The 25308-nt window shown below is 61.4% G+C and carries 19 protein-coding genes; 12 read left to right on the top strand and 7 right to left on the bottom strand.

Features of this window, described 5'->3' with window-relative positions; all coding sequences use genetic code 11:
• The first annotated feature begins 366 nt into the window (after nucleotides 1-366).
• The 8 genes from MPC4_RS10150 (at nucleotide 367) to MPC4_RS10185 (ending at nucleotide 10430) form a co-directional block, all read left to right on the top strand.
• Nucleotides 367-2085 carry a trimethylamine N-oxide permease gene (locus tag MPC4_RS10150; protein ID WP_174512421.1) on the top strand — a complete coding sequence of 573 codons (1719 nt, stop codon included), beginning with the start codon at nucleotides 367-369 and terminating at the stop codon, nucleotides 2083-2085.
• A gap of 91 nt (nucleotides 2086-2176) precedes the next feature.
• Nucleotides 2177-3313 (top strand): aminomethyl transferase family protein, encoded by a 1137-nt coding sequence (locus tag MPC4_RS10155; RefSeq protein WP_174512422.1) that lies wholly within the window; start codon nucleotides 2177-2179, stop codon nucleotides 3311-3313.
• Nucleotides 3314-3367: 54 nt separating this feature from the next.
• On the top strand, nucleotides 3368-4723 hold the full coding sequence (locus MPC4_RS10160; RefSeq protein WP_174512423.1) for an NAD(P)-binding domain-containing protein: 1356 nt from the start codon (nucleotides 3368-3370) through the stop codon (nucleotides 4721-4723).
• A gap of 59 nt (nucleotides 4724-4782) precedes the next feature.
• Nucleotides 4783-7089, top strand: coding sequence for a trimethylamine N-oxide demethylase (locus MPC4_RS10165; RefSeq protein ID WP_174512424.1), 2307 nt, complete (start codon nucleotides 4783-4785; stop codon nucleotides 7087-7089).
• 18 nt (nucleotides 7090-7107) lie between these two features.
• Nucleotides 7108-7746: a dimethylamine monooxygenase subunit DmmA family protein gene (locus MPC4_RS10170; RefSeq protein WP_280514781.1), complete on the top strand. Its 639-nt coding sequence runs from the start codon at nucleotides 7108-7110 to the stop codon at nucleotides 7744-7746.
• Nucleotides 7743-8708, top strand: a complete 966-nt coding sequence (locus tag MPC4_RS10175) for a PDR/VanB family oxidoreductase (protein ID WP_174512425.1) — start codon at nucleotides 7743-7745, stop codon at nucleotides 8706-8708. The genes MPC4_RS10170 and MPC4_RS10175 overlap by 4 nt, the downstream gene beginning before the upstream one ends.
• 88 nt (nucleotides 8709-8796) lie before the next feature.
• Complete coding sequence (locus tag MPC4_RS10180; RefSeq protein WP_174512426.1) at nucleotides 8797-9852, top strand: heme-dependent oxidative N-demethylase family protein; 1056 nt, start codon at nucleotides 8797-8799, stop codon at nucleotides 9850-9852.
• Nucleotides 9853-10028: 176 nt separating this feature from the next.
• Nucleotides 10029-10430, top strand: coding sequence for a group II truncated hemoglobin (locus MPC4_RS10185; protein ID WP_244628942.1), 402 nt, complete (start codon nucleotides 10029-10031; stop codon nucleotides 10428-10430).
• A 469-nt stretch (nucleotides 10431-10899) separates the two neighbouring features.
• On the opposite strand, the gene MPC4_RS10190 is transcribed toward MPC4_RS10185, so the two are convergent.
• The 3 genes from MPC4_RS10190 to MPC4_RS10200 form a co-directional block, all read right to left on the bottom strand.
• A complete protein-coding gene (locus tag MPC4_RS10190) occupies nucleotides 10900-11247 on the bottom strand; it encodes a cytochrome c (RefSeq protein WP_174512428.1) in 348 nt (115 codons plus the stop codon).
• Nucleotides 11248-11266: 19 nt separating this feature from the next.
• Nucleotides 11267-12490 carry a molybdopterin-dependent oxidoreductase gene (locus tag MPC4_RS10195; protein WP_174512429.1) on the bottom strand — a complete coding sequence of 408 codons (1224 nt, stop codon included), beginning with the start codon at nucleotides 12488-12490 and terminating at the stop codon, nucleotides 11267-11269.
• A 284-nt stretch (nucleotides 12491-12774) separates the two neighbouring features.
• On the bottom strand, nucleotides 12775-13851 hold the full coding sequence (locus tag MPC4_RS10200; protein WP_174512430.1) for a YeiH family protein: 1077 nt from the start codon (nucleotides 13849-13851) through the stop codon (nucleotides 12775-12777).
• A 495-nt stretch (nucleotides 13852-14346) separates the two neighbouring features.
• On the opposite strand from MPC4_RS10200, the gene MPC4_RS10205 reads away from it, so the two are divergent.
• Nucleotides 14347-14892, top strand: a complete 546-nt coding sequence (locus tag MPC4_RS10205; protein ID WP_174512431.1) for a DUF302 domain-containing protein — start codon at nucleotides 14347-14349, stop codon at nucleotides 14890-14892.
• 59 nt (nucleotides 14893-14951) lie between these two features.
• On the opposite strand, the gene MPC4_RS10210 is transcribed toward MPC4_RS10205, so the two are convergent.
• A complete protein-coding gene (locus MPC4_RS10210) occupies nucleotides 14952-16526 on the bottom strand; it encodes an MFS transporter (RefSeq protein ID WP_174512432.1) in 1575 nt (524 codons plus the stop codon).
• The gene (locus MPC4_RS10215; RefSeq protein WP_174512433.1) at nucleotides 16526-17686 is read right to left on the bottom strand and encodes an HlyD family secretion protein; all 1161 of its coding nucleotides are present in this window, start codon (nucleotides 17684-17686) and stop codon (nucleotides 16526-16528) included. Before MPC4_RS10215 ends, MPC4_RS10210 begins: the two co-directional genes overlap by 1 nt.
• 355 nt (nucleotides 17687-18041) lie before the next feature.
• Here MPC4_RS10215 and MPC4_RS10220 point away from each other — a divergent pair, with 355 nt between their 5' ends.
• The gene (locus MPC4_RS10220; protein WP_134490683.1) at nucleotides 18042-18281 is read left to right on the top strand and encodes a DUF2188 domain-containing protein; all 240 of its coding nucleotides are present in this window, start codon (nucleotides 18042-18044) and stop codon (nucleotides 18279-18281) included.
• 139 nt (nucleotides 18282-18420) lie between these two features.
• A complete protein-coding gene (gene acuI / locus MPC4_RS10225) occupies nucleotides 18421-19416 on the top strand; it encodes an acrylyl-CoA reductase (NADPH) (protein ID WP_174512434.1) in 996 nt (331 codons plus the stop codon).
• Between the two features lie 26 nt (nucleotides 19417-19442).
• On the opposite strand, the gene MPC4_RS10230 is transcribed toward acuI, so the two are convergent.
• Together MPC4_RS10230 and MPC4_RS10235 are read right to left on the bottom strand one after the other, a co-directional pair.
• On the bottom strand, nucleotides 19443-19832 hold the full coding sequence (locus MPC4_RS10230) for a tautomerase family protein (protein WP_134490679.1): 390 nt from the start codon (nucleotides 19830-19832) through the stop codon (nucleotides 19443-19445).
• A 368-nt stretch (nucleotides 19833-20200) separates the two neighbouring features.
• Complete coding sequence (locus tag MPC4_RS10235; RefSeq protein ID WP_174512435.1) at nucleotides 20201-22135, bottom strand: elongation factor G; 1935 nt, start codon at nucleotides 22133-22135, stop codon at nucleotides 20201-20203.
• A gap of 345 nt (nucleotides 22136-22480) precedes the next feature.
• Here MPC4_RS10235 and ppc point away from each other — a divergent pair, with 345 nt between their 5' ends.
• A complete protein-coding gene (gene ppc / locus MPC4_RS10240; protein WP_174512436.1) occupies nucleotides 22481-25252 on the top strand; it encodes a phosphoenolpyruvate carboxylase in 2772 nt (923 codons plus the stop codon).
• Nucleotides 25253-25308 lie beyond the last annotated feature (56 nt).

Below are 25308 nucleotides of genomic sequence, written 5' to 3' on the forward strand. Positions count from 1 at the left end.
CATATAGCGCATACACACTCTCTAACAATCGCACGCTTCTGTTGCAGTGAATAATCGTGTCGCGATACGGCGATCACGCTACTGCTCTCCTATGTATCCAGCTACGCCATGTCGTAGCGTTGGCAGCGTTATACGCTTGCCCGTCAGATAACACCTCCTGTCACCACCTCTCTATGGCTTTCATGTCTTTGCTCAGTTGATAGGCGATGGCACTGCATTATAGGCATACTGCTCAAAGTGGTTTCTTATGAAGAAAATATTTTGACATTCAGTTTAACCGCTGTCTAAATCGAGCGTCGCCGAACCTGTGCTCTTAGGCCGCAGCTCTACGCCGACAAGAATCGAAATCGCGAAGGAGGAGAGGGAATGACAAGCATCGTCGAGACGTCACTCGGCAGCGAGGCTGAAGGAAAGCTTCACCGATCTATCAACTGGACCGGCGCCTTCTGGGTAGCGAGCGGCGTCCCGGCCCTCGTCCTCTTCTCCATTGGCGGCATCGCCGGAACGACCGGGAAGCTCGCCTTTCTCATATGGACGGTTTCGATCGTCCTCGGCTTCCTTCAGTCATTTACCTATGCGGAAATAGCGGGCCTGTTCCCGAACAAATCCGGCGGCGCCTCGATCTACGGCGCTGCGGCATGGGTCCGCTACTCGAAATTGGTCGCTCCGCTCTCCGTGTGGTGCAACTGGTTCGCCTGGAGCCCTGTGCTCTCTCTTGGTTGCTCAATTGCCGCGGCCTACATCTTGAACGCGCTTGCTCCCGTCCCGCTGGCAAGTGGACCGGAAGTCGCGCAATGGCTCGCAACGCATGGCGCGAGCATCTCCGGGTCCGACGCCGACAAGGCTGCGGCGGCGGTTGCGGCGCTGACGCCGGATATTCGCAACTGGACGGCGTTCACGCACTCAATCGGCCCGGTCAGCTTCTCGTTCAATGCGGCGTTCTTTGTCGGCGCCGTCTTGATGTTGATGGTTTTCGCGATTCAGCACCGCGGCATTCTCGGCACGGCGAATGTCCAGAAATGGATTGGCCTGACTGTCATCATACCAATGGTCGTCGTCGGTGTGGTTCCGCTTCTTACCGGCAAAGTGGACTGGAGTAACTTCTCTCCGCTCGTTCCACTCGCGGCCGCCTCGGCGCCAGAACCAGGAAGCTGGAACATACCGGGTTGGACTCTCGCCCTCGGAGGCATGTTCATCGCCGCGTGGTCGACCTATGGATTTGAAACGGCTGTCTGCTACACGAGCGAATTCCGCGACCCTTCGAAGGATACATTCAAAGCGATCTTTTATTCCGGCCTTCTTTGCATGGCCCTGTTCATCCTGGTGCCGTTCACATTCCAGGGCGTACTCGGCCTAAACGGAATGCTCGATCCGGCGATCGTCGACGGCTCCGGCGTCGCCCAGGCCATGGCGCATATGGTCGGCGGCGGCAAATTTGTCGAAAGCATCCTTGTGATGCTGATGATACTGGCTCTCATCCTCTCAATCATGACCGCGATGGCCGGATCGTCGCGCACACTCTATCAGGGATCGGTCGATGGCTGGCTGCCCCGCTACCTCAGCCATGTCAACGAGCATGGCGCGCCGACGCGCGCGATGTGGACCGATCTGACCTTCAATTTGATCCTCCTCGCCATCGCCTGCGCCGACGCCACGAGCTTCTTCTTCATCCTCGCGGTGTCGAACTGCGGCTACATCATCTTCAACTTCCTCAATCTCAATTCCGGCTGGATCCACCGGATCGATTCGGGGCATGTTCCGCGCCCATACAAAGCGCCCTCCTGGATCATCGGGCTCGGCGCGGTCTTCGCCTTCGTCAACGTCATCTTCATGGGCGCCGGCGCAAAAGTCTGGAATCCGGTGGCGCTATGGGCCGGCCTCTGCACGGCGGCGCTCATCATCCCCGTTTTTCTCTACCGGCACTATGTCCAGGACGGCGGCAAGTTCCCGCACGAGACCTTTGAGGATCTTCAAATCGGCGACGGAAAAACGATTGTGACGAAGAAGGCCGGCTTTCTTCCCTATTTGACGCTGATCGCCGGCGTCGTCGTCTTGCTTGCCGCCAACTGGTTCTTCCAGCTCTAAACCTTCCGCGCCCGGATCGTTCCGGTGCGGGCGCGGCTCTCTCAAAAACACGCTTCCAACTTCAATGGAATGCATCAAGGGACGCTCTTCGATGAACACCCATGTCTATTCCCGCCAATCCGTGTTGAATGAACGCCACCGGCAACTCGGGACCAAATTCGAGTCGTCATGGAACGACATGCCCATCCCGCAGCTCTACGCTACAGATCCTTACGTTGAGACGACAACCGTGCGAACCAGCGCAGGCCTGTTCGATGTGACGGCCCTGCGCCTCATCGACGTGTCCGGGAGGGACGCGCTCAGCGCGCTGAACGAGATGCTTACCTCCGACATCACCAAAATTAAGCCGGGCACATCGGCGATCAGCAATATCGTCGACGATAACGGCTCTTTGATCGACGATGTTCTGATTTATTGCGACGGTCCGGGCGCCTATCGGATTTCGCACGGCGGCGGCGCACTCGAGGATGTTCTGCCGAGCATCGCCGCTGGGCGGGAAGTGCATTTCCGCAAAGACAACGATACGCATATTCTGTCGCTTCAAGGACCGAAGGCGCTCGACATTCTTGCGCCGCATACACCCTCGAACCTCGCCGACCTGCGCTATTTCGAACACCGGAAAACCACTTTGTTTGGCCGCGACGTTTCGATCGCGCGGGGTGGCTATTCGGGTGAGCGCGGTTATGAAGTCTTCTGCAGGGCCGCAGACGCCGTCTTCATCTGGGACTCGATTCTCGACGCCGGAAAGCCTTTCGGCGCGATGGCCGTCTCCTGGGCCTGTCTTGACATCGTGCGTGTCGAGGGCGGCCTTTTGTTCTTCCCTTATGACATGCCGGAGGGCGACACCACGCCATGGGAAGTCGGCGTCGACTGGACGGTTGATCTGGACAAGCCTTCGTTCCGCGGCAAGGACGCTCTCTCGCGCCGGCGCGGACAGAAGCGCGTTGCGCAAGTTGGAATCGAGATCGATCATCACGAGGCCATCGAGCCCGGCGCACAGATCTTCAAGGGCGGCAAGCAGACCGGCGTCGTCAACAGTAGCACATACAGCCAGCATCTGATGCGTTCGATCGCCCTGGCCCATGTTGAGCCGGCGCACAAAGCGTTCGGGACGGAGCTCGAGATCCGGAGCGACGCCGGAATCTTCAAAGCACGCGTGGTCAAAACGCCCTTCTACGATCCGCTTCGTCTTCGCACCCATCCCTTGAGCGAGCGGTCTCCACGCTGAACCGGTTCGCCAACGTCTCCGATCAACCACAGTTTTGAATAAAAGGATTTGGACATGACACTTCGCGTTGCAATCATCGGGGCCGGCCCGAGCGGATTGGCGCAGCTTCGCGCATTTCAGTCGGCCGGAAAAAAGGGCGCCGAGGTCCCCGAACTCGTGTGCTTCGAGAAGCAATCGGACTGGGGCGGTCTTTGGAATTACACATGGCGCACAGGCGTCGACGAGTTCGGCGAGCCGGTGCATGGGAGCATGTATCGCTATCTCTGGTCGAACGGCCCGAAGGAATGTCTTGAGTTCGCCGATTACTCTTTCGAGGAGCATTTCGGCCGGCCCATCCCCTCCTACCCGCCGCGCGCGGTTCTGCACGATTATATCATGGGCCGCGTCGAAAAGAGCGATGTGCGCAAATTTGTGCGCTTCAACACGGTCGCGCACTGGATCGATTTCGATGAGGCGACGCAGAAGTTCACGGTGACCGTGAAAGATCTGAAAAAGGACGAGCTCTACTCTGAAGATTTCGATTACGTCGTCGTCGCAAGCGGCCATTTCTCGACGCCGAACGTTCCTCACTTTCCGGGCATCGAAGTATTCCCTGGCCGCGTGCTTCACGCCCACGACTTCCGCGACGCTAACGAATTCGTCGGAAAGAACCTGCTGGTCGTCGGAAGCAGCTATTCCGCCGAGGATATCGCGAGCCAGTGCTATAAATACGGCGCCAAGTCGATCACTTTCAGCTATCGGTCAAGACCGCTGAACTTCCAATGGCCGGAGTGCTTCACCGTCAAACCGCTACTGACCAAGCTCGTCGGCAAGACGGCCACTTTCAAGGACGGCAGCGAGGCGGTGGTCGACGCCGTTCTCTTATGCACGGGCTACCTGCATCATTTTCCGTTCCTGCCGGATCATCTGCGTCTCAAGACGTCGAACCGGCTCTATCCGGGCGGGCTCTACAAGGGCGTCTTCTGGCAGGACAATCCGAAGCTCATCTATCTTGGAATGCAGGATCAGTATTTCACTTTCAACATGTTCGACGCGCAGGCGTGGTATGCGCGCGACGTCATTCTCGGGCGCATAGCACTGCCTTCCAAAGAGGAGCGCCAGAAGGACATCGACCACTGGCGCGCATTGGAGGAAAAGGTCGAAACCGCGTTCGACGGCATCGACTTCCAGACCGAATATGTGCGCGACCTGATTCCCGCCACCGACTATCCGATGTTCGATCTCGACCGCGTCGCCCGATTGTTCAAGGAGTGGGAGAACGACAAGGCCGCCAGCATCATGGGCTACCGCGACAACAGCTATGTTTCGGTCATGACTGGAAACCGCGCCCCAACGCATCACACCAAATGGATCGAGGCGCTCGACGATTCATTCGAGGCGTTTTTGCAGCATCCCGCCGCCGCCGAATGAGCGGCGGCCGCTTCAGATCGAACGCAGTGTGAACCGCCGCCAATGAACAGGGCGTAACAATGAACCTCGAAGTAACGCGCTCGCTTGACGTCTCGGCTAAAGGGTTGCGGCCGCGATCGCGGCTGCTTTGCGCAGAGGGCGGCGGCGCAGCCGCCTTCGTCCTCCGCGCTGGCGACGAGGCGACGATCATCGATCCCGAAGGCCGTCAGATCGGTCAACTTTTTGTCGCCTCGGATCGGCCGGTGCTGAGCAACCTCTTGGCTGATGCTGCGACGTTGACCTTCGCCGCTGATGAATGCGTCACCGCCTGTGGCGCCGACGCCGAACTCGCCCGCGCCTTTTTAGCGGCGCGAGCGGATGCGGAGCTGCTGGAAACGACGTTGTTGTTCGGCCGTGAAAGCGTGGCCGGCGCAAGCGTCCGCTTCAAGGCGCCGGCCGACATGCGCTGCCTCCTTGCGGCTCCGGGCGACCGCATGCGGCCGGACGAGCAAGACGCGCCGACCGAGCTGCGGATCAATATCCAGTCGCCGCACGACCGTGCCGCCGCGCTTCCACCCCCCCTCGCAACGCCAAGGCTTGATCTGCGCGTGAAGGCCGCGACGGCCAGCGCCTATCGCGTCGCGGCTGGCGAATATATTCAGATCATCGACGTCGAGGGACGTCAATGTTCTGACTTTCTCGCCTTCGACTCCAAGGCTCTCGCAGACGGGCGCGAACTCGCCATTGATCCAACGACGACGCGCACGCTGATGGGCTCCGCTACGCCTGGGCCTGGTCTCTATGCGAAATATTTTGATCAGGACATGGGGCCACTGGTCGAAGTCGTGCGCGACACTGTGGGCAGACACGACACCTTCATGCTGGCCTGCAATTCAAAATATTACGACGATATGGGCTATCCAGGGCATGCCAACTGCACTGATAATTTCAATGCGGCGCTCACGGCTTTTGGCGTCAGGCCCCGCCGCGGATGGCCGGCCGTTAATTTTTTCTACAACACATTCGTTTCCCACGACAACAGCATCGGCATGGACGAACCCTGGTCGCGGCCGGGCGACTACGTGCTACTTCGCGCTCTCACCGATCTCGTCTGCGCCTCATCCTCCTGCGCCGATGACATTGACCCCGCCAACGGCTGGGCGCCGACCGACATCCACGTCCGGGTCTATGACGCCGCCTCCAACTTTTCCAAAGGGATAGCACACCGCATGACACCCGATGCGCCGCCGAAACTGACGCGCGAGTCCGGCTTTCATTCAAGAACCTCGGCGCTGACGCGCGGTTTCATCGAATACCGCGGCTTCTGGATGCCGCAATGCTTTGCCGCCGCCGGACCTGTTGCGGAATATTGGGCTTGCCGCGAGCGCGCGGCCTTGATGGATCTCTCCGCGTTGCGCAAATTCGAGATCACCGGCCCCGACGCCGAAGCCCTGCTTCAGAGCGCCGTCACGCGCAACATCCGCAAGCTCGCGGTCGGCCAGATCGTCTATACCGCTCTTTGCTACGAGCATGGCGGCATGATCGACGATGGCACAGTCTTCCGCCTGGGCGAGAATAATTTCCGCCTCGTCTGCGGCGACGATTATTGCGGCGTCTGGCTGCGTCAGCTGGCTGCGGAGCAAGGGCTGCGGGCGTGGGTGAAGTCGTCGACGGATCAACTCCATAACGTCGCCCTGCAAGGGCCAAGATCCCGCGACATTCTACGGGAAGTTCTGGCGACGCCGCCGCGTCAGCCTTCAATTGACGAACTCAAGTGGTTCCGTTTCACCATCGGCAAGATAGCGAACGCTCCGGTGCTCGTGTCCCGCACAGGCTATACGGGCGAACTTGGCTATGAGATCTGGTGCCATCCCGATTCCGGCCCAAAGGTGTGGGACGCCATCGTTGCGGCCGGCGAACCCTATGGACTCGCGCCGTTCGGCTTCGCCGCGCTCGATATGGTGCGCATCGAGGCCGGTCTGATCTTCGCCCATTTCGAATTCTGCGATCAGACCGATCCGTTTGAAGCGGGCATTGGCTTTTCGGTCCCGGCGGAGAAGCTGGAGTCCTATGTCGGCTCCGAAGCGCTCGCCCGGCGCCGCGCGCACCCGGTCCGTCAACTCGTCGGTCTCGACATCGCGGGGAATGAACACGTCGGCCACGGCGATCCAGTTCATGTGGGACGCGCCCAGGTCGGCATCGTCACAAGCGCGACGCGCTCGCCGAAGCTTGCCAAGACGATCGCGCTGGCGCGGTTGGATATGGCGTACACGGCGATCGGAACACCTGTCGAAATCGGCAAGCTGGACGGACAACAGAAGCGGCTGAAGGCGACAGTCACTCGTTTCCCCCATTACGATCCCGATAAATCCCGGGTGAGGGCTTAAATGCGCCGCTGAGGTGGATTGCGGCTGTTTTGGTTTGTCGCCATTGGCGCGATGGTCAAGGAGTTTGAAGTGCTTGTTTCCGGCATAGTCAGTCGGCCTGTATATGAGGCCTTGGCGATCGATCCGACTGGACGAAGTCATCTTATCGCGGCCGATCACGCGATGGCGCCAGGCGCCGAATTGCTGGCGTCCTTGCCCGGCAATGCGAGAGTCGAGTTCTGGTCCGCGCTCGGCGACAGCAGGATCGCCCAATCTCCGCTGCCCGAGCTAAACGCAATCTCGCGTAGCTTCCGATCGACGACGCAGTTGCTCGATGCGCTCCCCCATCGTCTGGCGCGCGAACGGATGGGCTTTCGCCTGTATGCGGTCGGGCTCGAAGCCTTTGTCTGGGACGTCGCGAAGCTTGCGCGCTCCTTGGGCATGGACGATGGCGAATATCACTTGACCCACGCCGGATCGGAACGGCGGCGCGTCTATTGCGTCCACTGCCGCGCTTTCACCGAAAACGTCGCGACCAATATTGTCGCCTGCAGCGGCTGTGGCGCGCATCTGCTCGTTCGCGATCATTTTTCGCGGCGGCTCGCGGCCTTCATGGGGGTGCAGGTTGACGCCGAATCCCCCGGCGAGCTCCCTTCAATTGAAGAGGCATTTCCATGAACGGCGCTGATCAATTCGTGGACCACCTTGCCTTGAGGGTTCGTGAGGCCGAGCCAATTTCGCCTTTGCTGAAACGCTTCGTTTTTGAGGCCGCGGACGGCGGCGAACTTCCGCCAGCGGGCCCCGGCGCTCATCTTCGCTTGACGCTGCAGGGCGGCGGCCGGCGCTGGAAGAACGCTTATTCGATCGTCTCCGCGCCGGCTGATCGCAGTCACCTCGCCATCATTGTGCGCCGGGTCGCTCAATCGCGAGGGGGGTCCGCCTTTCTGCATGAGGCCGTCGAGACAGGGCATATCGTCGCCGCGCACGAGCCGGGCAATCTGTTCCCCATATCGCGTATCGCGCAGAAACATCTGATGGTGAGCGGCGGCATCGGCGTGACGCCTTTTCTTGCATATATGACGGCGTTGAAACAAGGCGGAGCGCCGTTCGAGCTGCACCACTTTTGCCGGGATGAGGAAGTGTCTGTCTTCGAGAGCATTCTATCCCGCTTCGATGCGTCGAACATCCATATTCATCCGGCTTCGGCGGCGTTCGATCTTTCAGCAGCGCTCACATCGCAACCTCTCGGAACGCATCTTTATACCTGCGGTCCTGAAGGCCTGATGACGATGGCGCTCGCCGCCGCGCGAGATCATGGATGGCCGAAGTCGAAGCTTCACTCTGAATCGTTCGGCGGCGCACACGCCGGCGGCGTTCCGTTCATCGCGATCTTGCAGCGCTCCGGCCTCAAAGTCAGTGTTCGCGACGATCAGACGCTGCTCGAAGCGATTGAGGAAGCCGGCCTTGAGCCTGCCTGCCTGTGTCGCGGCGGCGCTTGTGGCGAGTGCTTGACGAGCGTGATCGAGGGCGAGCCGGATCATCGCGATCATTTTCTTGACGCCGGAGAGCGCGCTTCGAACCGGTCAATCATGATTTGCGTCTCGAGGGCGAAAACCAACAGCCTCATCCTCGATCTATAGCACGGCGGAGCGCCGGTTCGGCCATTTGATACGCCAATGATGTGAACACAAGCGCGCCAACGTCAGCGAAATGAAGCGGAGAAATTTGATGAACACGCGGTTCAAACCGACTGAGACATTCCGGCGCGACTTCGCCTTTTGCAACAGCGACGAGGCCATCCTGCGCTTTCCGTTCCCGTTCCCCGAAGACGCCTACATGTACTCGGTCAACATCGAGCCTCATGTCAGGGGCGGGGCGACGCCGGCTCTCGACCATCTATTCGACATTGACGAACACTATGTAGCGGAATGCCGGGAGAGGGCCCTGGTGCTGCAGGAGGATCCGGGCCGTTGCAAGGTGCTGCCGCATATGATGGCGGCTCAGTGGGACACGCTGGAGCTCATCATGGAGAGCTTCGCCAGGGATTACCCCCAGGACTTCTCTCTCACCAAGGATGGAGCCCGCTGGACCTGGGAGAATCGCCCGCTCGGACTGAAACAAACATTCACCTTTGGCGATGAGGCGACGCTCCCCTGCGAACCGTTCGAATATATCACGCGCCAGGCGCAGGGCGACTTCACCTTGCAGGACCAGCGCGACGATAATTTATTCGTCGACGGCGGAATGGTCACGACACAGGCTGACTGGTCGCTCGAATTCAACATCGGTATGACGTTTCACGAATGGCACGGACCGGTTCCGCTCGCGCATCAGATCGGCGTCTTCGACCGCGCGCTGAAATTCCTCTTGCGGCTTCAATATGGCCAGCCGGTCCGCAGATTGAACTGGACGATGACCATCAATCCGAGGCTCGACACCAGCCCGGAAAATTATCCCCTGTGGGGACCGGACCGTACGACCGTCACCCCTCAAAACGTCGCCGACAAGGTGTTTCTGCGCGTTGAATTGCAGACCCTTTTCCGTCTGCCGCGCTCAAACGCCATTCTGTTCGGAATCCGCTGCTATCTGATCAGCGTCGGCGATATCGCAAAGGTCGATAAATGGCGCAAACGCCTGCATCGCGTGCTGCGCGATCTTCGTCCAGAGCTCGAAGACTACAAAGGGCTGACCCGCTTTCGCAAAATGGTCGTCGATTATCTCGCGCCTTTCGATGACGGCGCCGCGTTGTCGAGCGGAACCCACTCAGAGCAGGCGGAGCTCTAGAGCATATTCCGATCAGATCGGTTCGATCTGATCGAGAAGAATATGCTCAAGCTTTTGAAGCTGGAGCGATTTCTGAGCGATCGAATGACTCCATTCGATCGGAAAGCGCTCTAGCGGCCCAAGGCGACGTTACGGCTTATCGAAAAACCCGCCGATCGTCGATGGAGGATCCGTTTGTGCGCGCTCTGAGGCAAATGCAATCGCTCTATGAGAAGATGGGTGGCGAGGAGGAAATTCGTCGGCTGGTCGAGACGTTCTACGACATTGTCGAGACGGACCCGGAGGCGAAGGAACTACATCTGCTTCATCTGCGGGGACACGGCGTCGCCCATTCTCGAATCGAGCAATTTAACTTCCTGTCCGGTTTTCTCGGTGGTCCGCAATATTACGTGCAGAAATATGGGCATGCGCATCTTCGAGAGATGCATGCGCATGTTCCGATCGGCCGCAAGGAGCGGGATCTTTGGCTCGCCTGCATGACGAAGGCGATTGCCAAGGTTGGTCTCGGTTCACAGACCGCGGATCGGCTAATGCGTCATTTTACTCGGGCCGCCGAGGGGTGTCGAAACCAGGACTGAGCACCGGAGCGCGACTTTTTTGGACGCTTCATCGTGTGTTGCGCGTCCGATCGGTATCTGGCGCAGCGGCGCGCCAGCGCGCGGGTGATTGAATAGTCTGGGCTTACGCCGCCCGCGCATAGGCGGAGAACGACTTGGCGTCTTTCCTCCCGGGCGCCTTGCCGGAGGGCGAGCGGCAAAGGAATCCCGCTTCGCTCTCCGGTCCTTTCTCGATCGCAATAGAATAATCGCGATGACAACAGCCGGCAAAAACAGCCGCAGCCGATTAAAGCGCGAATAATACGGAAGCGCATTAAAGCCGCGCTGATGCACAGGAAGCGAGGCCGGTTAGATCGATCGAATGACTCCATTCGATCGGAGAGCGCTCTAGAGCGAAATGCGTTCAAGCGGAATCGCATTCCGCTCTTTAAGCCTTTGTTTTACCGCATGATTTTGGCCCGAAAAGTCTGCAACTTTTCGGCATCATGCTCTAGTCCTGGGGGTCAAGCCCGGAAAGATAATCGACGATCGCGGCGACGCTCTCATCAGGGACCGGCGCCCCGTAGGTCTTCCGCATCTTCGCGACTTCCTCACCCCACGTGGTTGGCGAAAGCCGAGGCTGGTAGAGCACCATGCCGCTCGAGTGGCATATCAGGCAATTGCTGTTAATCGCCTTCGCGTCCGCTCCACCCGGAAAGCGACGATCGCTTTCGGGAAAAGTCACGGAGACGCTTTTCAGCGTGACGCCGGCGGCCGAAACGGTGGTTTCCGATTCCGCCGCGACGGAGCAGCCGACCGAGGCGCAAAGCGCAACCGCGGCGAAGATCTGCGTGATCATGGGCAAACCCTTCCTACATTCAAGAGACGGTGATCGGCGTCGATTCAATGACGTTCAGCATGTAGCCGCCCGGATTCCATGTCGGAAGCGGCGGCTGCGTAAGGCCGGCTTTGTTCGTCGTCCGCACCATCAGCATCCGCTGCCCGCGCTCCGCCGCAGTGAAGTTGATCTGCCAGAGCCTGAAGCTGTATTGCCCTTCGTCCGCACCCAGCGTCGCCGGCGTCCAGCTTGTCCCGCCATCTGACGAAAAGTCGACGCTCGCGACGCCCGAGTCGCCGCCAAACGCAAGACCGCGAACCAATGTCGGCTTGCCCGCTTCTATCGTGGCGCCGGCGGAAAGGTTTGTGATGAAGGAGCGCGGAACCATCCTGCTGATGGGAACGGTCTTGAATCCCTTTTCCCCAGGCTTGACATTGGCGCCTGGCGTGTCGGGGATCCGATAGGCCGTCTTCATCCAGAAGTTTTCGTCAGGCTCGCCGAGCACTTCTATCGAGCTGAGCATCTTGACCCAATAAGTCGAATACCAGCCGGGCACGATTAGCCGGAGCGGAAAGCCGTTGAGAATCGGCAGCTGTTCGCCGTTCATGAGATAAGCGATCATGACCTCGCCATCGCGCGCATGATCGATGTCGAGCGACTTCATAAAATCCGGCGTCGCCGGCAGCACGCCTTCTTCGAGCCCCCTGAAGCGCACCTGAACGGCCCCGGCCCCGACGCCAGCTCTGTCCAATACGTCGCGCAGCCGGACGCCTGTCCATTTGGCGTTGCCCATGGCGCCGTGGCCCCATTGGCCGCCCGGAACGCGTGGCTGGAAAAATCCGCGCGAGTTGCCCGAACATTGATTGACGGCCGCGATCTCGAACCGCGGCAGCGCCAGGATTTCGCTAAGGTTCAGCGACAGCTCCTGGTTCACCAGACCTTTGACGGAGAGACGGAACGAGGTCACGTCGATCGACTCCGGTATGTCGGCAAGATGCCAGCGCACAAAAAACTGGTCGTTCGGCGTGAAAACGCCCTTGTCGAAGACGGAAAACGGCGTCTCGAGCAGCGGCGGCCGCGTCCGTTGCAGGATCATCTCGCCCTTCTGCGGGAACGCCTTGGTGAGGGGGCGCTCGCTCGGCGGGCCCGGCAAGTGAAGATTGAGGGTTTCAGCCGAAGCCCCGAAAGATCCTGAGGCGATCATGACCCCAAGGGCGCTCGCGCGTTCGAGGAACTGGCGTCGTCCAAATCGCAGGTCGACCATCGCGTCGTCTCCTCCCCATCATTGAAATTTAGTTTGAATAGCCAGCCTGCACCGCGCCGCGGCGCGTTGTCGGAGGCAGCCGATTGAACCAGGGCCTTCCACGTCTTCGACGCCTTGCCGCATCAACGCAAACGGGAACGCGCTTGCGAACATGAATCGTTGATGAACCCGTCGGCCTTAAAGTATATTTTACCACCCGTAGCAAACGTATAGATATCGGACGACATAAACACATTTTTAGTTCCGGAAGCGATAGTGATCTTGGTCCAGCATCACGACGGGCGTCACGTCGTCATTTTGACCAGCATCAAGCTGAAGATTGCGACGAAGAGAAAAGCGGCAAAGCCCAACACGAAGGGACGAATGCCCTTTGCCCGCAGCTTGGCGATGTCCGTTTCGAGTCCCATAGCGGCAAGCGCCGTCGAGAGAAGAAAAGTCGTCGCTATGACGATCGGCGCCTTCGCTTCGACGGGGACGCTTATTATGCTGTTGACGCCGACGAGCGCGATGAAGCCCAGGACGAACCAGGGCATCGGCGCTTTGGCCTGGATGTGACCGTGACCGTCGCGGCGGGCGCGGCGCCTAGCGACGAGGCCAAGAGTGATGACCAGGGGCGCGAGCATCATCACGCGAGACAGCTTGGCGATCGTGCCGAACTCCCCCGCCTGTTTGCCATCCTGGTAGGCGGCGGCGACCACCTGCGCGATTTCATGGATCGAACTTCCGGCCCATAGGCCATAAGCGTGGGGGTCAAGGTGCAACAGCGCCGGCAGCATCGGGTAGACGACCATCGCGATCGATCCAAAGACCGTGACGCAGGCGACCGCATAGGCCACATCCTCGTCATGGGCGCCGGTCACCGTGTTCGTCGCGATGACCGCGGAAGCGCCGCAGATCGAGGTTCCGGCCGCGATCAGCTCAGCAAGCTTGCGGTCGACGCCGAGGATCTGACCAGCCCATTTGGTGAACAGAAAGGTGGCGACGAGCGTCAGGACGATCACGCTGACGCCGCTGGCGCCAACCGCGATCACCTGCGTCGCCGTTAACTGGAGGCCCAGCAGTATGATGCCGAAGCGCAAAATCCGGCGCAGCGAAAAGGCGATGCCCGCTTTGAGACGCGCCGGAGTTCCGATCATATTGCGATAGCCAATACCGATCACGATGGCGAGGATCATCGGACTGAAGGCGGAGAGGCCCGGCAATTGCCTCAGCGCGAAGGCAAGTCCCGCGATCGAGGCGGCCAGAATCAGGCCCGGCCAGATGCTTGTGCGCCCGGCCGCGACATGCGCGACATGGGAGCCCGGCTTCAAAGCCGTGGAATGCGGGGTAGCGTGGAAATCTGGTCGGGTGGGCGCGTTCATGGCCGGAATCCTCAATCGTCCCGGCCAATATGATGATTGATGATTAATCTATCCAACGCATTTTTTATATTGAATTGTTCGATTTATAAGAACGATCGAAAAGAACCAGCGTGAATTCAGGGATCTCGTCCAACCAGTCGAGGACCCTCTCTGATGAATGGACCGATTCAAAGGGTCGGCAAAGGTCGCCCACCGCCGGCGCCGAAAGACTGCGCAGGGACTGGACGCGGTGAACGTCGAGGCTGACATTCAGTTTGCGGGCATTCTGCGAAATGGGCGCCTTGACGTCGTTTCGCTTCCAGCTTAATCAGCTTATCATGATCATATAATGTTGTCGGGATAAGAGTGAACGACCAGGGGCGAGAGGCCATGCTGAACGAAGGTCAAACGAGCCGCCCCGCCGGGCTTCGGACTCGCTCGCGTCAGCCCGCGGCCGATCGCGCTAAGGCCGCGCCCGGCAAGCGTCCGCCCAAGCGTCCGCCGAAGGCATCTCGCATGATCGCGCTGGCGTCCGTCTGCCTCGTGACGCTAATAGCCGGGATCGAGGCCGCCCTCGCCGCTCCTGTCGTGACGGAGCGCGTGATAGAGGTCGAGCACGTCAAAATCGAGACGACAAAGACATTCGAGCAAGTCGAGGCGGCGCTTGACGGCGCTCTTCCCCAGATCGATCCGGCAATCGCGGCGGCGTTGACGAATGGCGATAGCGGGCTCGCCAAAAAGCTGGAGCATGGCGCGGCGCTTTTTATCTTCCTGAAGCGCGACCACGGCGCTTTTCTGCGCAGCGCCGGCCGGTCCCGCAAGGCGCGGCAATATGAAATCGGCAATCCGCTCACGGCGACCATGATGACGCAGCACGAGCTAGCGGCGGCGCTTTATGCTCCGCTGCGGGTTGTGCTGTATCAGAACGCGGCTGGAGGCGCGACATTTGAATACGACAAACCCTCCACCCTCTTCGGTCAGTTTGGCGACGAACGGGTCGCCGCGGTCAGCCGCGATCTCGACGCCGAGCTTGAGCGCGCTTTGCGGCGCGCTGCGGAATGAGCGATCCAAAGCGCCGGCGAGCGCGGTGATGCGCCGGCTCGCATGCGTGAAATGCCGTTTCAAAATGGCGAGGGCGGCTGTCGGCGTAGCAGCGCGACGAGAATAAGGCAGGCGAAAGCGCCGGCCGCGGCGGCCAGAAAGCCGTCGATATAGGCAAGCACGGAAGCCTGTTGCGCAACGTTCGCCGCGAGAAGTTTGGTCGCCCGCGCGGCCGTCTCCTCGAGGTCGGCCGTGCGCGCGCCGACGGCGGCGCGATAGGCCGCTAGGCGCTCAATCGTTAACGCCGCCAACCCGTCGACATGCGCGCCGACGAGATTGGAGTGGATCTGTTCGCGGATCCTGACGAAAGTCTGCATGAAAGCGGTGCCGATCTCGCCGCCGAACAGACGGCTCATCTGCATCAGGCTGCCGATCGTCAAAGCGTCCGCCGGATTGATCGAACGAACGATCAAGACAATCAACGCGGTCAGCGCGAATGATTGACCAATCGCCTGCAGGATCTGCGAGGGGAGGAAGTCATCGGTCGCCCACTCGCTTGTGAGGTTGGTCGCCATCAGGCAGGCGACGCCAATCAAGGCGGTGCCGAACGCCAGCACGAGACGCGCGTCGGCGCGTTTTAGCAAGGCGCCAAGCAGCAGTACGATGGCGAACTGCGGCAGGGCGATCCAAAGCAACACGGCTCCTACCTGAAGCTCCCGGAAATTTTGCACGGTCTGCAAATAGTTCGGGATGATGTAGGCCGTCGAGAGGATGATGAAGCGATAGCCGGCCAGGAGAGCCATGAGAAGCAACAGGTTTTCGCGGGCCATCAGCCGTATGTTGATGAAGGGACGCGCCGCGATGAGTTCCCTGACGACGAAGAACATCGTCAGCAGCGCGCCGGAAATCAAAAAGCCGTTGACGAGGCCATTGTTGGTCCAGTCCAGCCTGTTGCCTTGGTCGAGACCAGCGTAGAGCAGCGCGAAGCCGAGCCCGGCGTATATGAGCCCCGGCCAATCCAGATCGCGCAAACGCATCGACGTCGGGGGATCACGCGGCACGCCATAAAAGATGCAGCCGAACATCAGTGGCAGGGCGAAACAATACTGCCAGTCGATCCACGCCCACGACAGATGGTCCGAAAACCAGCCCTCGAGGGAAGCGCCGATGTTCTGCGACATTTCCGAATTCATCGCATAGACGGCGACGCCGTAGATGACGAGACGCGGCGGCAGGCTGCGCACAATAAAACTGATGGTCAGTGGAATGAACGTGCCCGAGCCAAGGCCGCCAAGAAACTGAGCCGCGAGGAAGGCGTTCAGATTAGGCGACAGCGGCGCGAGAAGGCTCGTCGTGAAGAACAGCACGATGCCAAGCAGCAGAAAACGCCGCACGCCGAAGACGGCCGCCATATAGGGAGAGGCGACGCCGCTCATCATCTGACCAACGCCGAAACTCGTCGTGATCCATGCGCCTTCATCGAAGCCGGCATGGAGACCGCCGCGCAGATCGGTAAGGCCAAAGGTGGTGACGCGGCTGCCAAGTGTGCTCATCATCGCGCCAAGCAAAACACCCAGAATGCCGATATAGGGGCGCAGCGTATCGGCGCGAAGGCGCGTCGGCGCGGCTGACGCGATCGAAGCAGGAGAGGCCATCACTTGGCCGCGGCAGGCGGCGCCATAGCCGCGCCGGCGCCAGCCCCCTCGCCGTTTCTCGTATCGATGGTGGCGACGACGGACATGCCCGGCCGGACCAAAGCGCCGAGCGCCGGGTTCGGATCGAGCACGATCTTCACCGGAACGCGCTGGACGACTTTAGTGAAGTTGCCCGTCGCATTATCTGGCGGCAGCAGGGCGAATGTGCTGCCTGTGCCTGGAGACCAACTGTCGACATGGCCGGTCAGCTTCAGATCCGGAAAGGCGTCGACGGTAACGCGCGCCGGCTCTCCAATCCGGATGTTCGTCATTTGCGTTTCCTTGTAATTGGCGATCACCCAGATGTTGGGCAGCGGCACTACGGCAATCACCTGCGCCCCCGCATTGACGAATTGTCCCGGGCGCACCTGGCGCTGACCGACCAATCCATCGGCCGGCGAAAGGATGCGCGTATAGGTCAGATTGTTGTGCGCGAGATCGGCCGCGGCGGCGGCTGCGCGCAACTGCGCCTCAAGCTGTTTCTTCTGGACGTCGAGACTGGAGAGAAGCGCCTTTTGCTGATCGAGCTGCGCCTCATTGAGGAGCAGTTGCGCCTCGGTGCGTTTTTCATTGGCGTCCGCCTGCTCGGCCAGCTGCGGCAGCCCGGCGATGCGGGTTTGCAGCAATTCCTGCTGACGCTTCTGTTCGAGCTGGTAGCGCTTGAGGTCCGCTTGCGTTGCTTCGATCGTCGCCTCGGCCTGACGAACAAGGGCCCGCTGCACGTCTTTCTGGTTGGCCAGATTATCGAGGTTCGCCTGCGCCGCCGCGCGAGAAGCCTCGGCTTGCTCCAGCGCCGCAGTGTAGTCGGAAGGATCGATTTCGACGATGAGATCGCCTTTGCGCACGGGCTGATAGTCGCCAACGGCGACCGTCTTCACATAGCCCGAAACCTTCGCCGCGAGCGGCGTGACGTCGCCGACGATGTAGGCGTCGTCGGTCGTCTCGAAGCGGGCGGCGCCGGTCCAGCGGTTCCAATGTCCCGCGATGAACCAGGCGAGATAGCCAATCGCAGCGACCAGAATGACGCGCAGGAGCGGATAAAGCCATCTCGCCCGGGAGTCTCGCGGCGGCGGCGCGGCCGGGGCTTCCGACAGTGGCGGATCTTTCGCCGCGTCATCCATCAGCGCGACATTCCGGCAGGACGAGCGCCCCGCCGGCTCGCGTCCGGCTCAGCAAAGGGCTTCGGCGCCGCTTCCTTTCCAGCATCATCCCCCCCAATTGGCTTTTGCGTGCGCGCCCGCGACTTGCCCGGCGAGCCGGGCGCGCGCTGCCTGAGCGCGGGCAAGACCATAAACGCCACCATACGGCGCCGTGCGGCCTTGAAACAGCCCGGCGCGCCATGAATTGAGTTGGGAGCGGAGGCGTGTTAGCAACGGCTCATCGTTCATTTCCGCTGATCCCCTGCCGCTTCACGCCGGGAGCGATTGGCCGACACGCGAGACTGCCTGTGGTTCCGGATCGAAGAGGAGCAACGACATGAGTAAGATTGCCTATCATGTAGTCGAGCACGATGGAGGCTGGGCCTATACGTTGGATGGCGTGTACTCGGAGACTTTCCCAAGCCATGCCGCCGCTGTCGCCGCGGCGAAACGCGTGGCGGAAGAACAGAGGACGCCGGGAGAGACCGAGGAAATCGAATATGAAACCGAAAAGGGAAAATGGAAAACCGAGCGCGCCGACGGCGATGATCGGCCATCGACCGAGGTCATCGAATAGCGCGACGGGGGAAAAGCCGTTACCTCCCGGCGCCGCCCGTTTGAACGCCGCGATACCCGCGCCGACTTTGATATGTCGTTCGTCATGTTAACTGCGGCCGCCAGGGCTCGGCGAGCCGGCGCCGTTGCAGGGGAAACACATGTTCAAGGGTTTGCTGACCGATAAAGCCGGCGGGTCTTACGCGACAAAACTGACGCAGCTCGACGAGGCTCAATTGCCGGACGGGGACGTCACGGTGCGCGTGGCCTATTCGACACTGAACTACAAGGACGCATTGGCGATCACCGGTCGTTTCCCTGTGGTGCGTCATTTTCCTATGGTTCCGGGCATTGACCTCGTCGGCGCCGTGGAAGACAGCGGCAGCCCGAAATTCAAGCGCGGCGATCTCGTCCTTGTCAATGGCTTTGGCATTGGCGACGTCCATTGGGGCGGTCTCGCGGAACGCGCGCGCCTCAAAAGCGACTGGCTGATTCCGCTGCCGAAGGCGTTTACGCCGCGTCAGGCAATGGCGATCGGCACGGCGGGTTATACTGCGATGCTCTGTGTTATGGCGCTGGAGCATAATGGCGTCACGCCGGACAAGGGCGAGGTGCTCGTCACCGGCGCGGCGGGGGGCGTCGGGAGCATCGCCATCGCGCTGTTGCATAAGCTCGGCTATGCTGTCGTCGCTTCGACAGGCCGGGCGGCGGAAGCAGATTATTTGAAAGGTCTTGGCGCGCGGGAGGTGATCGACCGTGCGAAGCTGTCTTCGCCCGGCGAACCGCTGCAAAAGGAGCGCTGGGCCGGCGCGATCGACAGCGTCGGCAGCCATACTCTCGCAAATGTCCTCGCGGCCATGCGCTATGGGGGCGCGGCGGCGGCCTGCGGACTTGCGCAAGGGCTTGATCTGCCCGGCTCCGTCGCGCCCTTCATCCTGCGCGGCGTCACTCTCGCAGGGATCGACAGCGTCTACCGCCCGATGCCCGACCGCCTCGAGGCCTGGCGCCGGTTATCGAGCGATCTCGATACGAGAAGGCTCGATTCCCTGACGCATCAAATCGGCCTCGACGAGACAATCGGCTACGCCTCGAAAATACTCGAGGGAGCCGTGCGCGGGCGCCTCGTCGTCGCCATCGATCCGGGCGCCGCGGGCTGACCGAACCGCCGGTCCGCCCCGTGGCCTCACAACTCGCCGGTGAGGAATTGCGCTCGCCCGTGGCCGAACGACCAGTCCTCGTCGGTGTTCTCGACGCAGGACACCATGAGGTCAGCCGGGTCGACGCCGCAGCGCTCATGCAGATAACGGGCGAGACGGGCGTAGAAATCGACCTTCTGCGCCTGCGGGCGCGGGCGAGTCGTTACCTGGACAACCACGACATTGGCGGTTCTGGCTATCCCAAGACCCGTATCCTTAATGACCATGCGAGAGGCTGGATGTTCGTTAACGATCTGATAGCGGTCGTCCGCGGGCACGTGGAACGCATCAAGCATGGCTGCATGGGCCGCATCGAGAAGGGCGGCGAGGCTTTCGTCGGAGCGGCCTTCGACGAGGTCAAATCGTAAAAGAGGCATGAGAGTCCTGTCTGTTCTGCTCCTGGCGGCGGAGCGGGCGGGCGAAAACTAGACCGTTTTCCAAATGCATATAATTGGAAAATGTGCTGTTCCCTTTAGTTTGATGCGCGGGCTTTTAGCCGATCAACGCTCGCTTAAAAAACCAGCGCGGCTTTTCGCATGCAGCGCTCGGCCAGCTTCAGAGAGCGTCAGGGGGCCGATCTCGGCCGCAAGATCGAAATTCCGCCGGTCAGCGCAGCGATGCGCGCCTTTCTCGACCCGAAGTCTCGCGTCGATGCATCTTGCAAGGACATCCGGAAAGGTCGCCGCGGCTCTGACGGCGAGCGCTGGCGAGCTTTTCGCCAAACCGCCGGCCCTGCGCGACGAATTTACCGCCGCGCCTCCGAGAGATGGTCGAACCGGCGGCGGTAAGCGCCAAGGCCCATCGTATCCGAGCGCAGATCCATGATGAAATCATGCAGCTCGGCGGCGGGAGCCAGCGCCTCGACATCGTCCCAGCCGGGCCAGCCGGGCTTTTCGGTATAGCCCATGATTTGGCCGCGGCGCCCGCTCAGCAAGCGTTGCGCGGCGGCCGTGAAGGCATTTGGCACGCTGACCGTTACGTGGTCGACCGGCTCCAGCAACACAGGCTCGGCCTTGGCCAAAGCTTCCGCGATCGCGATGCGCGTCGCCGTCCTGAACGCCATATCGGAGCTGTCAACCGCGTGGAAGCCGCCATCGACAAGGGTCACCCCGACGTCGACCACCGGATAGCCGAGCGGGCCCTTTTGCATCGCCTCCTCGGCGGCTTCGCGCACCGCGGGAATATAGTTCCTAGGAACGGAGCCGCCGACGATCTTATCCGTAAACAGGAAGCCTGCGCCGCGCGGGCGCGGTTCTACCTCGAGCTTCACGTCGGCGAACTGACCGTGGCCGCCGGTCTGGCGTTTCACCCTGCCATGCTGCGACACCGCCCGCCGGATCGTCTCTTTATAGGCGATTTTCGGCGCGCTGACCGTAACGAGAACATTATAAACCGAGGAAAGGCGCTCGATCGCCGCATTGAGATGGATCTCGCCCTGCCCCCTTAGCACCGTCTCGCCCGTCTCGGGGCGATGCTCGATGCTGAGCGAAGGATCATCCTGGACAAGCTTTTGCAGAGCGGCGGAAAGCTTGACGTCATCCTTTCGATCCTTCGTCGTCACGGCGAGTTCATAGACCGGCGGCGGCGGCTCGGGGAAGGGCTCCATCTGCGCGCCGCCGAGAAACGCGCCGGTCGCCACCCCGTCGAGGCGGCCGAGCGCAACAAGCTCCCCGGCGTCGGCTTCTGGCGCGCGAACCGATTCCGCCCCGGCGAAGCGGTAGATGCCGCCGACGCGGACGCCATCGAGCGTCGCGCCATCGCGCAAGGCGCCGCGCCAGACGCGGCCGTAGCAGAGCTTGCCAGCCTGCACCGTCTTGAAAATCTGAACCGCCGGCTGGTCACCAGCCGGAACGCCGCGCCGCTGCGCCGTCTCAATCGCCGTCGGCACGTCGTGGCGCAAGGCTTTCCACAAGCGATAGACGCCATGCCCGCGGCTCGCCGCGCCGATCAGCACTTCGACGATCGAACCTTTCGCCTGGTCTTTGCGCAAGTGTTGATAAAGCTCCTCCGGCGTCGGCGTGACGTCTTCGAGGAGCTTCTCCATCAAGGCGTCATCCTGATCCGCCAACGTTTCGGTAAGGCCGGTCAACGCCTGCTTTTCGGGTTCGCGCATCTGCGGCGGCAGTTCGATCGGCTCGACGCTCTGCTTCTCGCCATAGCGGTAGGCGCGCCCGGTCACGACGTCGATATAGCCGATGACGGCGTCGCCGGCGCGGATCGGCAGCTGACGCGCCAGCAGCGGACGCGTCGAATGCGTCTGCAACGCCGCGATCGCATCCTGGAACGAGCCCGCGAGCGTATCTATCTTGTTGATGAAGATGAGATGCGGCAGGTTGTGCTCTTCGAGCGATTTCAGGAGCAACGGCAGATTCGAGATGCGCTCGGTCGTCGGTTCGCAGACAACCACCGCGAGATCGACCGCCATCAGCGCGGCGGACGTTTCAAAAGCAAATTCCACCGAACCGGCGCAATCGAGAATCGACCAGCGCTCGCCGAGAAAGGCGCAATGGCCAAGCCTCGCCTCTGAGCCAGGGCGCCCGCGCACGTCCGTCTGGCGCTTTGCCGGCGCCCCCGCCGCGAGCAGGAGCGCGTCGAATAAAGTGGACTTGCCGGCGCCTTGGGGGCCTATAAGCGCAATTGAGCGCGGTCCAGCAGCGGCCTTCGGGACAGAACCTGTCATGGCGGCGCTTCCTCCATCCGCGGGTCGCCGAAACGGCGATCCAGCAGCGGTTTGGATTGTCTTGTTCTTGGGATCATTCTCGGAGGATCGCGGCTTTTGTCAATCGAGCGTATCGCCGCCTGGACACTGGGGTGCGCCGCCGCCGGCGCGCCGGCTCAAGTGGCGCCCTATTTGCTGCAACGAGAGAGCCGTCGGCTCGGGCGCCCCGGAAAAGCCGACACGCCAATATTCGCTGAGGAAACAGCCAAGCCCCGCCTTAAGCCATTCAAAAAGTGAGCGTCGCGCTCTCTTCGCCCCATCTGACGCGCCAGAGACGGCGCCGATTTACCCTAAAATGAGGCCCTGATGACGAAAGCTATCGATCCAGTTTCGGCGAATGGGGCGGCTGCAATAGAGCGCCCGCTCATCGACGACATTCGTCTGCTCGGCCAATTGCTCGGCGAAACCATTCGCGAGCAGGAAGGCGAAGACACGTTCGAGCGCATCGAGACCATTCGCCGTCTGAGCGTCGCCTTCCAGCGCGACGCCGACCTCGAGGTCGAACGCAAACTGAACGAATTGCTGCATGGGCTGACGTCGGAACAGGCGATGGCGGTGATACGGGCGTTCACCTATTTCGCCCATCTCGCCAATATCGCCGAGGATCGCCACAATATCCGCCGGCGCGCCGAACAGGCCGAAAAGGAGCCGCACCTTCACGAGGGCGGCACGCTCGCCAAGACGTTCGAGCGCCTCTCCGCCGCGGCCATCGCGCCGGAGACAATCGCCGGGGCGATCGGGCGCAGCGTCATCTCTCCCGTATTGACCGCCCACCCGACGGAAGTTCAGCGCAAGAGCCTGCTCGACGCCGAGCGTTCAGTCGCCCAGCTTCTCCTCGCCCGGGAAAGCATCAAAGGCCAGCGCGAGCGCAAGCAGAACGAACTTCTGCTGCGCGCCAGAATCGCGCAACTCTGGCAGACTCGCCTTTTGCGCTATGCGCGGCTGACCGTCCGCGACGAGATCGAAAACGCGCTCGGCTTTTACAACACGACCTTCCTGCGGCAGATTCCGCGCCTTTACGCCGAACTCGAGGATCATCTCGGCGGCGCGCCGGTCGGCTGCTTCTTCCGCATGGGCTCATGGATCGGCGGCGACCGCGACGGCAATCCCAACGTCAACGCCTCGACGCTTGAACTCGCCCTAAGACGCCAATGCGACGCGGCGCTACGCTATTATCTGCGCGAGATTCACGAACTTGGCGGCGAACTTTCGATTTCGGGGAAGCTGTTTGGCTGCACGCCCGAGCTTCGGGATCTGGCGGACCGCTCCGGAGACGAAAACCCGCAGCGCGAGGACGAGCCTTATCGCCGCGCCCTGATCGGCATCTATTCAAGGCTCGCCGCCACGCTTTTGCTGCTGACGGGCGGCGAGGCTCTGCGGCACGCCGTTCCGCCGGGCGAACCTTACGCGGACGCCGGCGAACTGCAGGCCGATCTCGCCATCGTCGAGGCTTCGCTTCGCGCCAATCATGCCGCAGCCCTGGTTCCCGCCCGGCTCGGGCCGCTGCGCCGCGCCGTCGACGTGTTCGGCTTCCACCTCGCCTCGGTCGATCTGCGCCAAAGCTCCGACCGGCACGAAGAAACGTTGAAGGAGCTTTTGCGCGTCGCGCGAGTAGTTGACGATTACTCTGCGCTCGATGAAGCGCAGAGGCAAAAGCTCCTCGTCGACCTTTTGCGCGATCCGCGGCCGCTGCGCGTTCCGGGCGTCGCCTATTCGCCTCGCACGGAAGAGGAGCTTGAGATCTTCGAGTCCGCGCGCGACGCGCGTCAGTCTTTCGGCGCTCGCGCCGTGGTGCATTACATCATCAGCCATACAGAGACGGTCAGCGACCTTCTTGAGGTTCTGATTCTGCAAAAAGAATGCGGCATGATGCATGGCGTCCTTGGCGACGCCGGCGCTTCAGCCGAACTCATGATCGTACCGCTGTTCGAGACGATCGAGGATCTGCGCAACGCCGAAGCCATCATGCGCGCCTTCTATGTGCTGCCGGGCGTCGCCGATCTGGTTCGGGCCTCCGGCGCGGAGCAGGAGATCATGCTCGGCTATTCCGACAGCAACAAGGACGGCGGCTTCTTCACCAGTAATTGGGAGCTTTACCGCGCCTCCACCGCTCTCGCCAAACTGTTCGAGCAGCATCAGGGCGTCGCCCTTCGCCTCTTTCATGGACGCGGCGGCACGGTCGGGCGCGGCGGCGGCCCGAGCTATCAGGCAATCCTCGCGCAGCCGCCAGGGACGGTCAACGGACAGATCAGGCTGACCGAACAGGGCGAAGTCATTTCGTCCAAATACGCAAATCCGGAAATCGGGCTGCTCAACCTCGAGGCCCTTGTCGCGGCGACCCTCGAGGCGACCCTATTGCCGTCGGCAGGCGCGGTCCCGCAAGCGTTTCTCGACGCGGCGGCGGAGCTTTCGCAAGCCAGCATGAAGGCCTTCCGCGCAGTGATTTACGACAATCCCCGCTTTGTCGATTACTTCTTCACCGCGACGCCGATCGCCGAGATCGCCGAACTCAACATCGGCTCGCGTCCGGCCTCGCGCAAATCGACGCGGCGGATCGAAGATCTGCGGGCGATCCCGTGGAGCTTTTCCTGGGGTCAGGCGCGCCTTAATCTTCCGGGCTGGTTCGGATTCGGTTCGGCGGTCGAGCATTTCATCGCCGGCGCGCCCAAGGAAAAGATGGCGCTGCTCCAGCGCATGAACGCCGAATGGCCATTCTTCCGCGCGCTTTTGTCGAACATGGACATGGTGCTCGCCAAGGCCGACATGGGCCTCGCCAAACGCTATGCGGAGCTGGTGCCGGATCAGGAACTTGCGCACGCCGTCTTCGCTTCCCTCGACCATGAATGGCGGCGCACGACGAAGGCGCTGAACGAGATTACCGGCGCGACGACGCGGCTCGCCGACAATCCGGCTCTCGCCGGCGCGATCAAGCACCGCTTTCCCTATATCGCGCCTTTGAACCATCTGCAGGTGGAGCTGCTGCGGCGCTGGCGCGGTGGCGACCACGACGACAAGACCTTGCGCTCGATCCTCATCACCATTAACGGCATAGCGGCGGGCTTGCGCAATACCGGCTGAACCGCGATCCTCGCCTCACGCTGAACGCGGCTCCTCCGGGAGCTGCGCCCTGCCCC

It is taken from the genome of Methylocella tundrae (genome assembly GCF_901905185.1).
GTDB classification, from domain to species: Bacteria; Pseudomonadota; Alphaproteobacteria; order Rhizobiales; family Beijerinckiaceae; genus Methylocapsa; species Methylocapsa tundrae.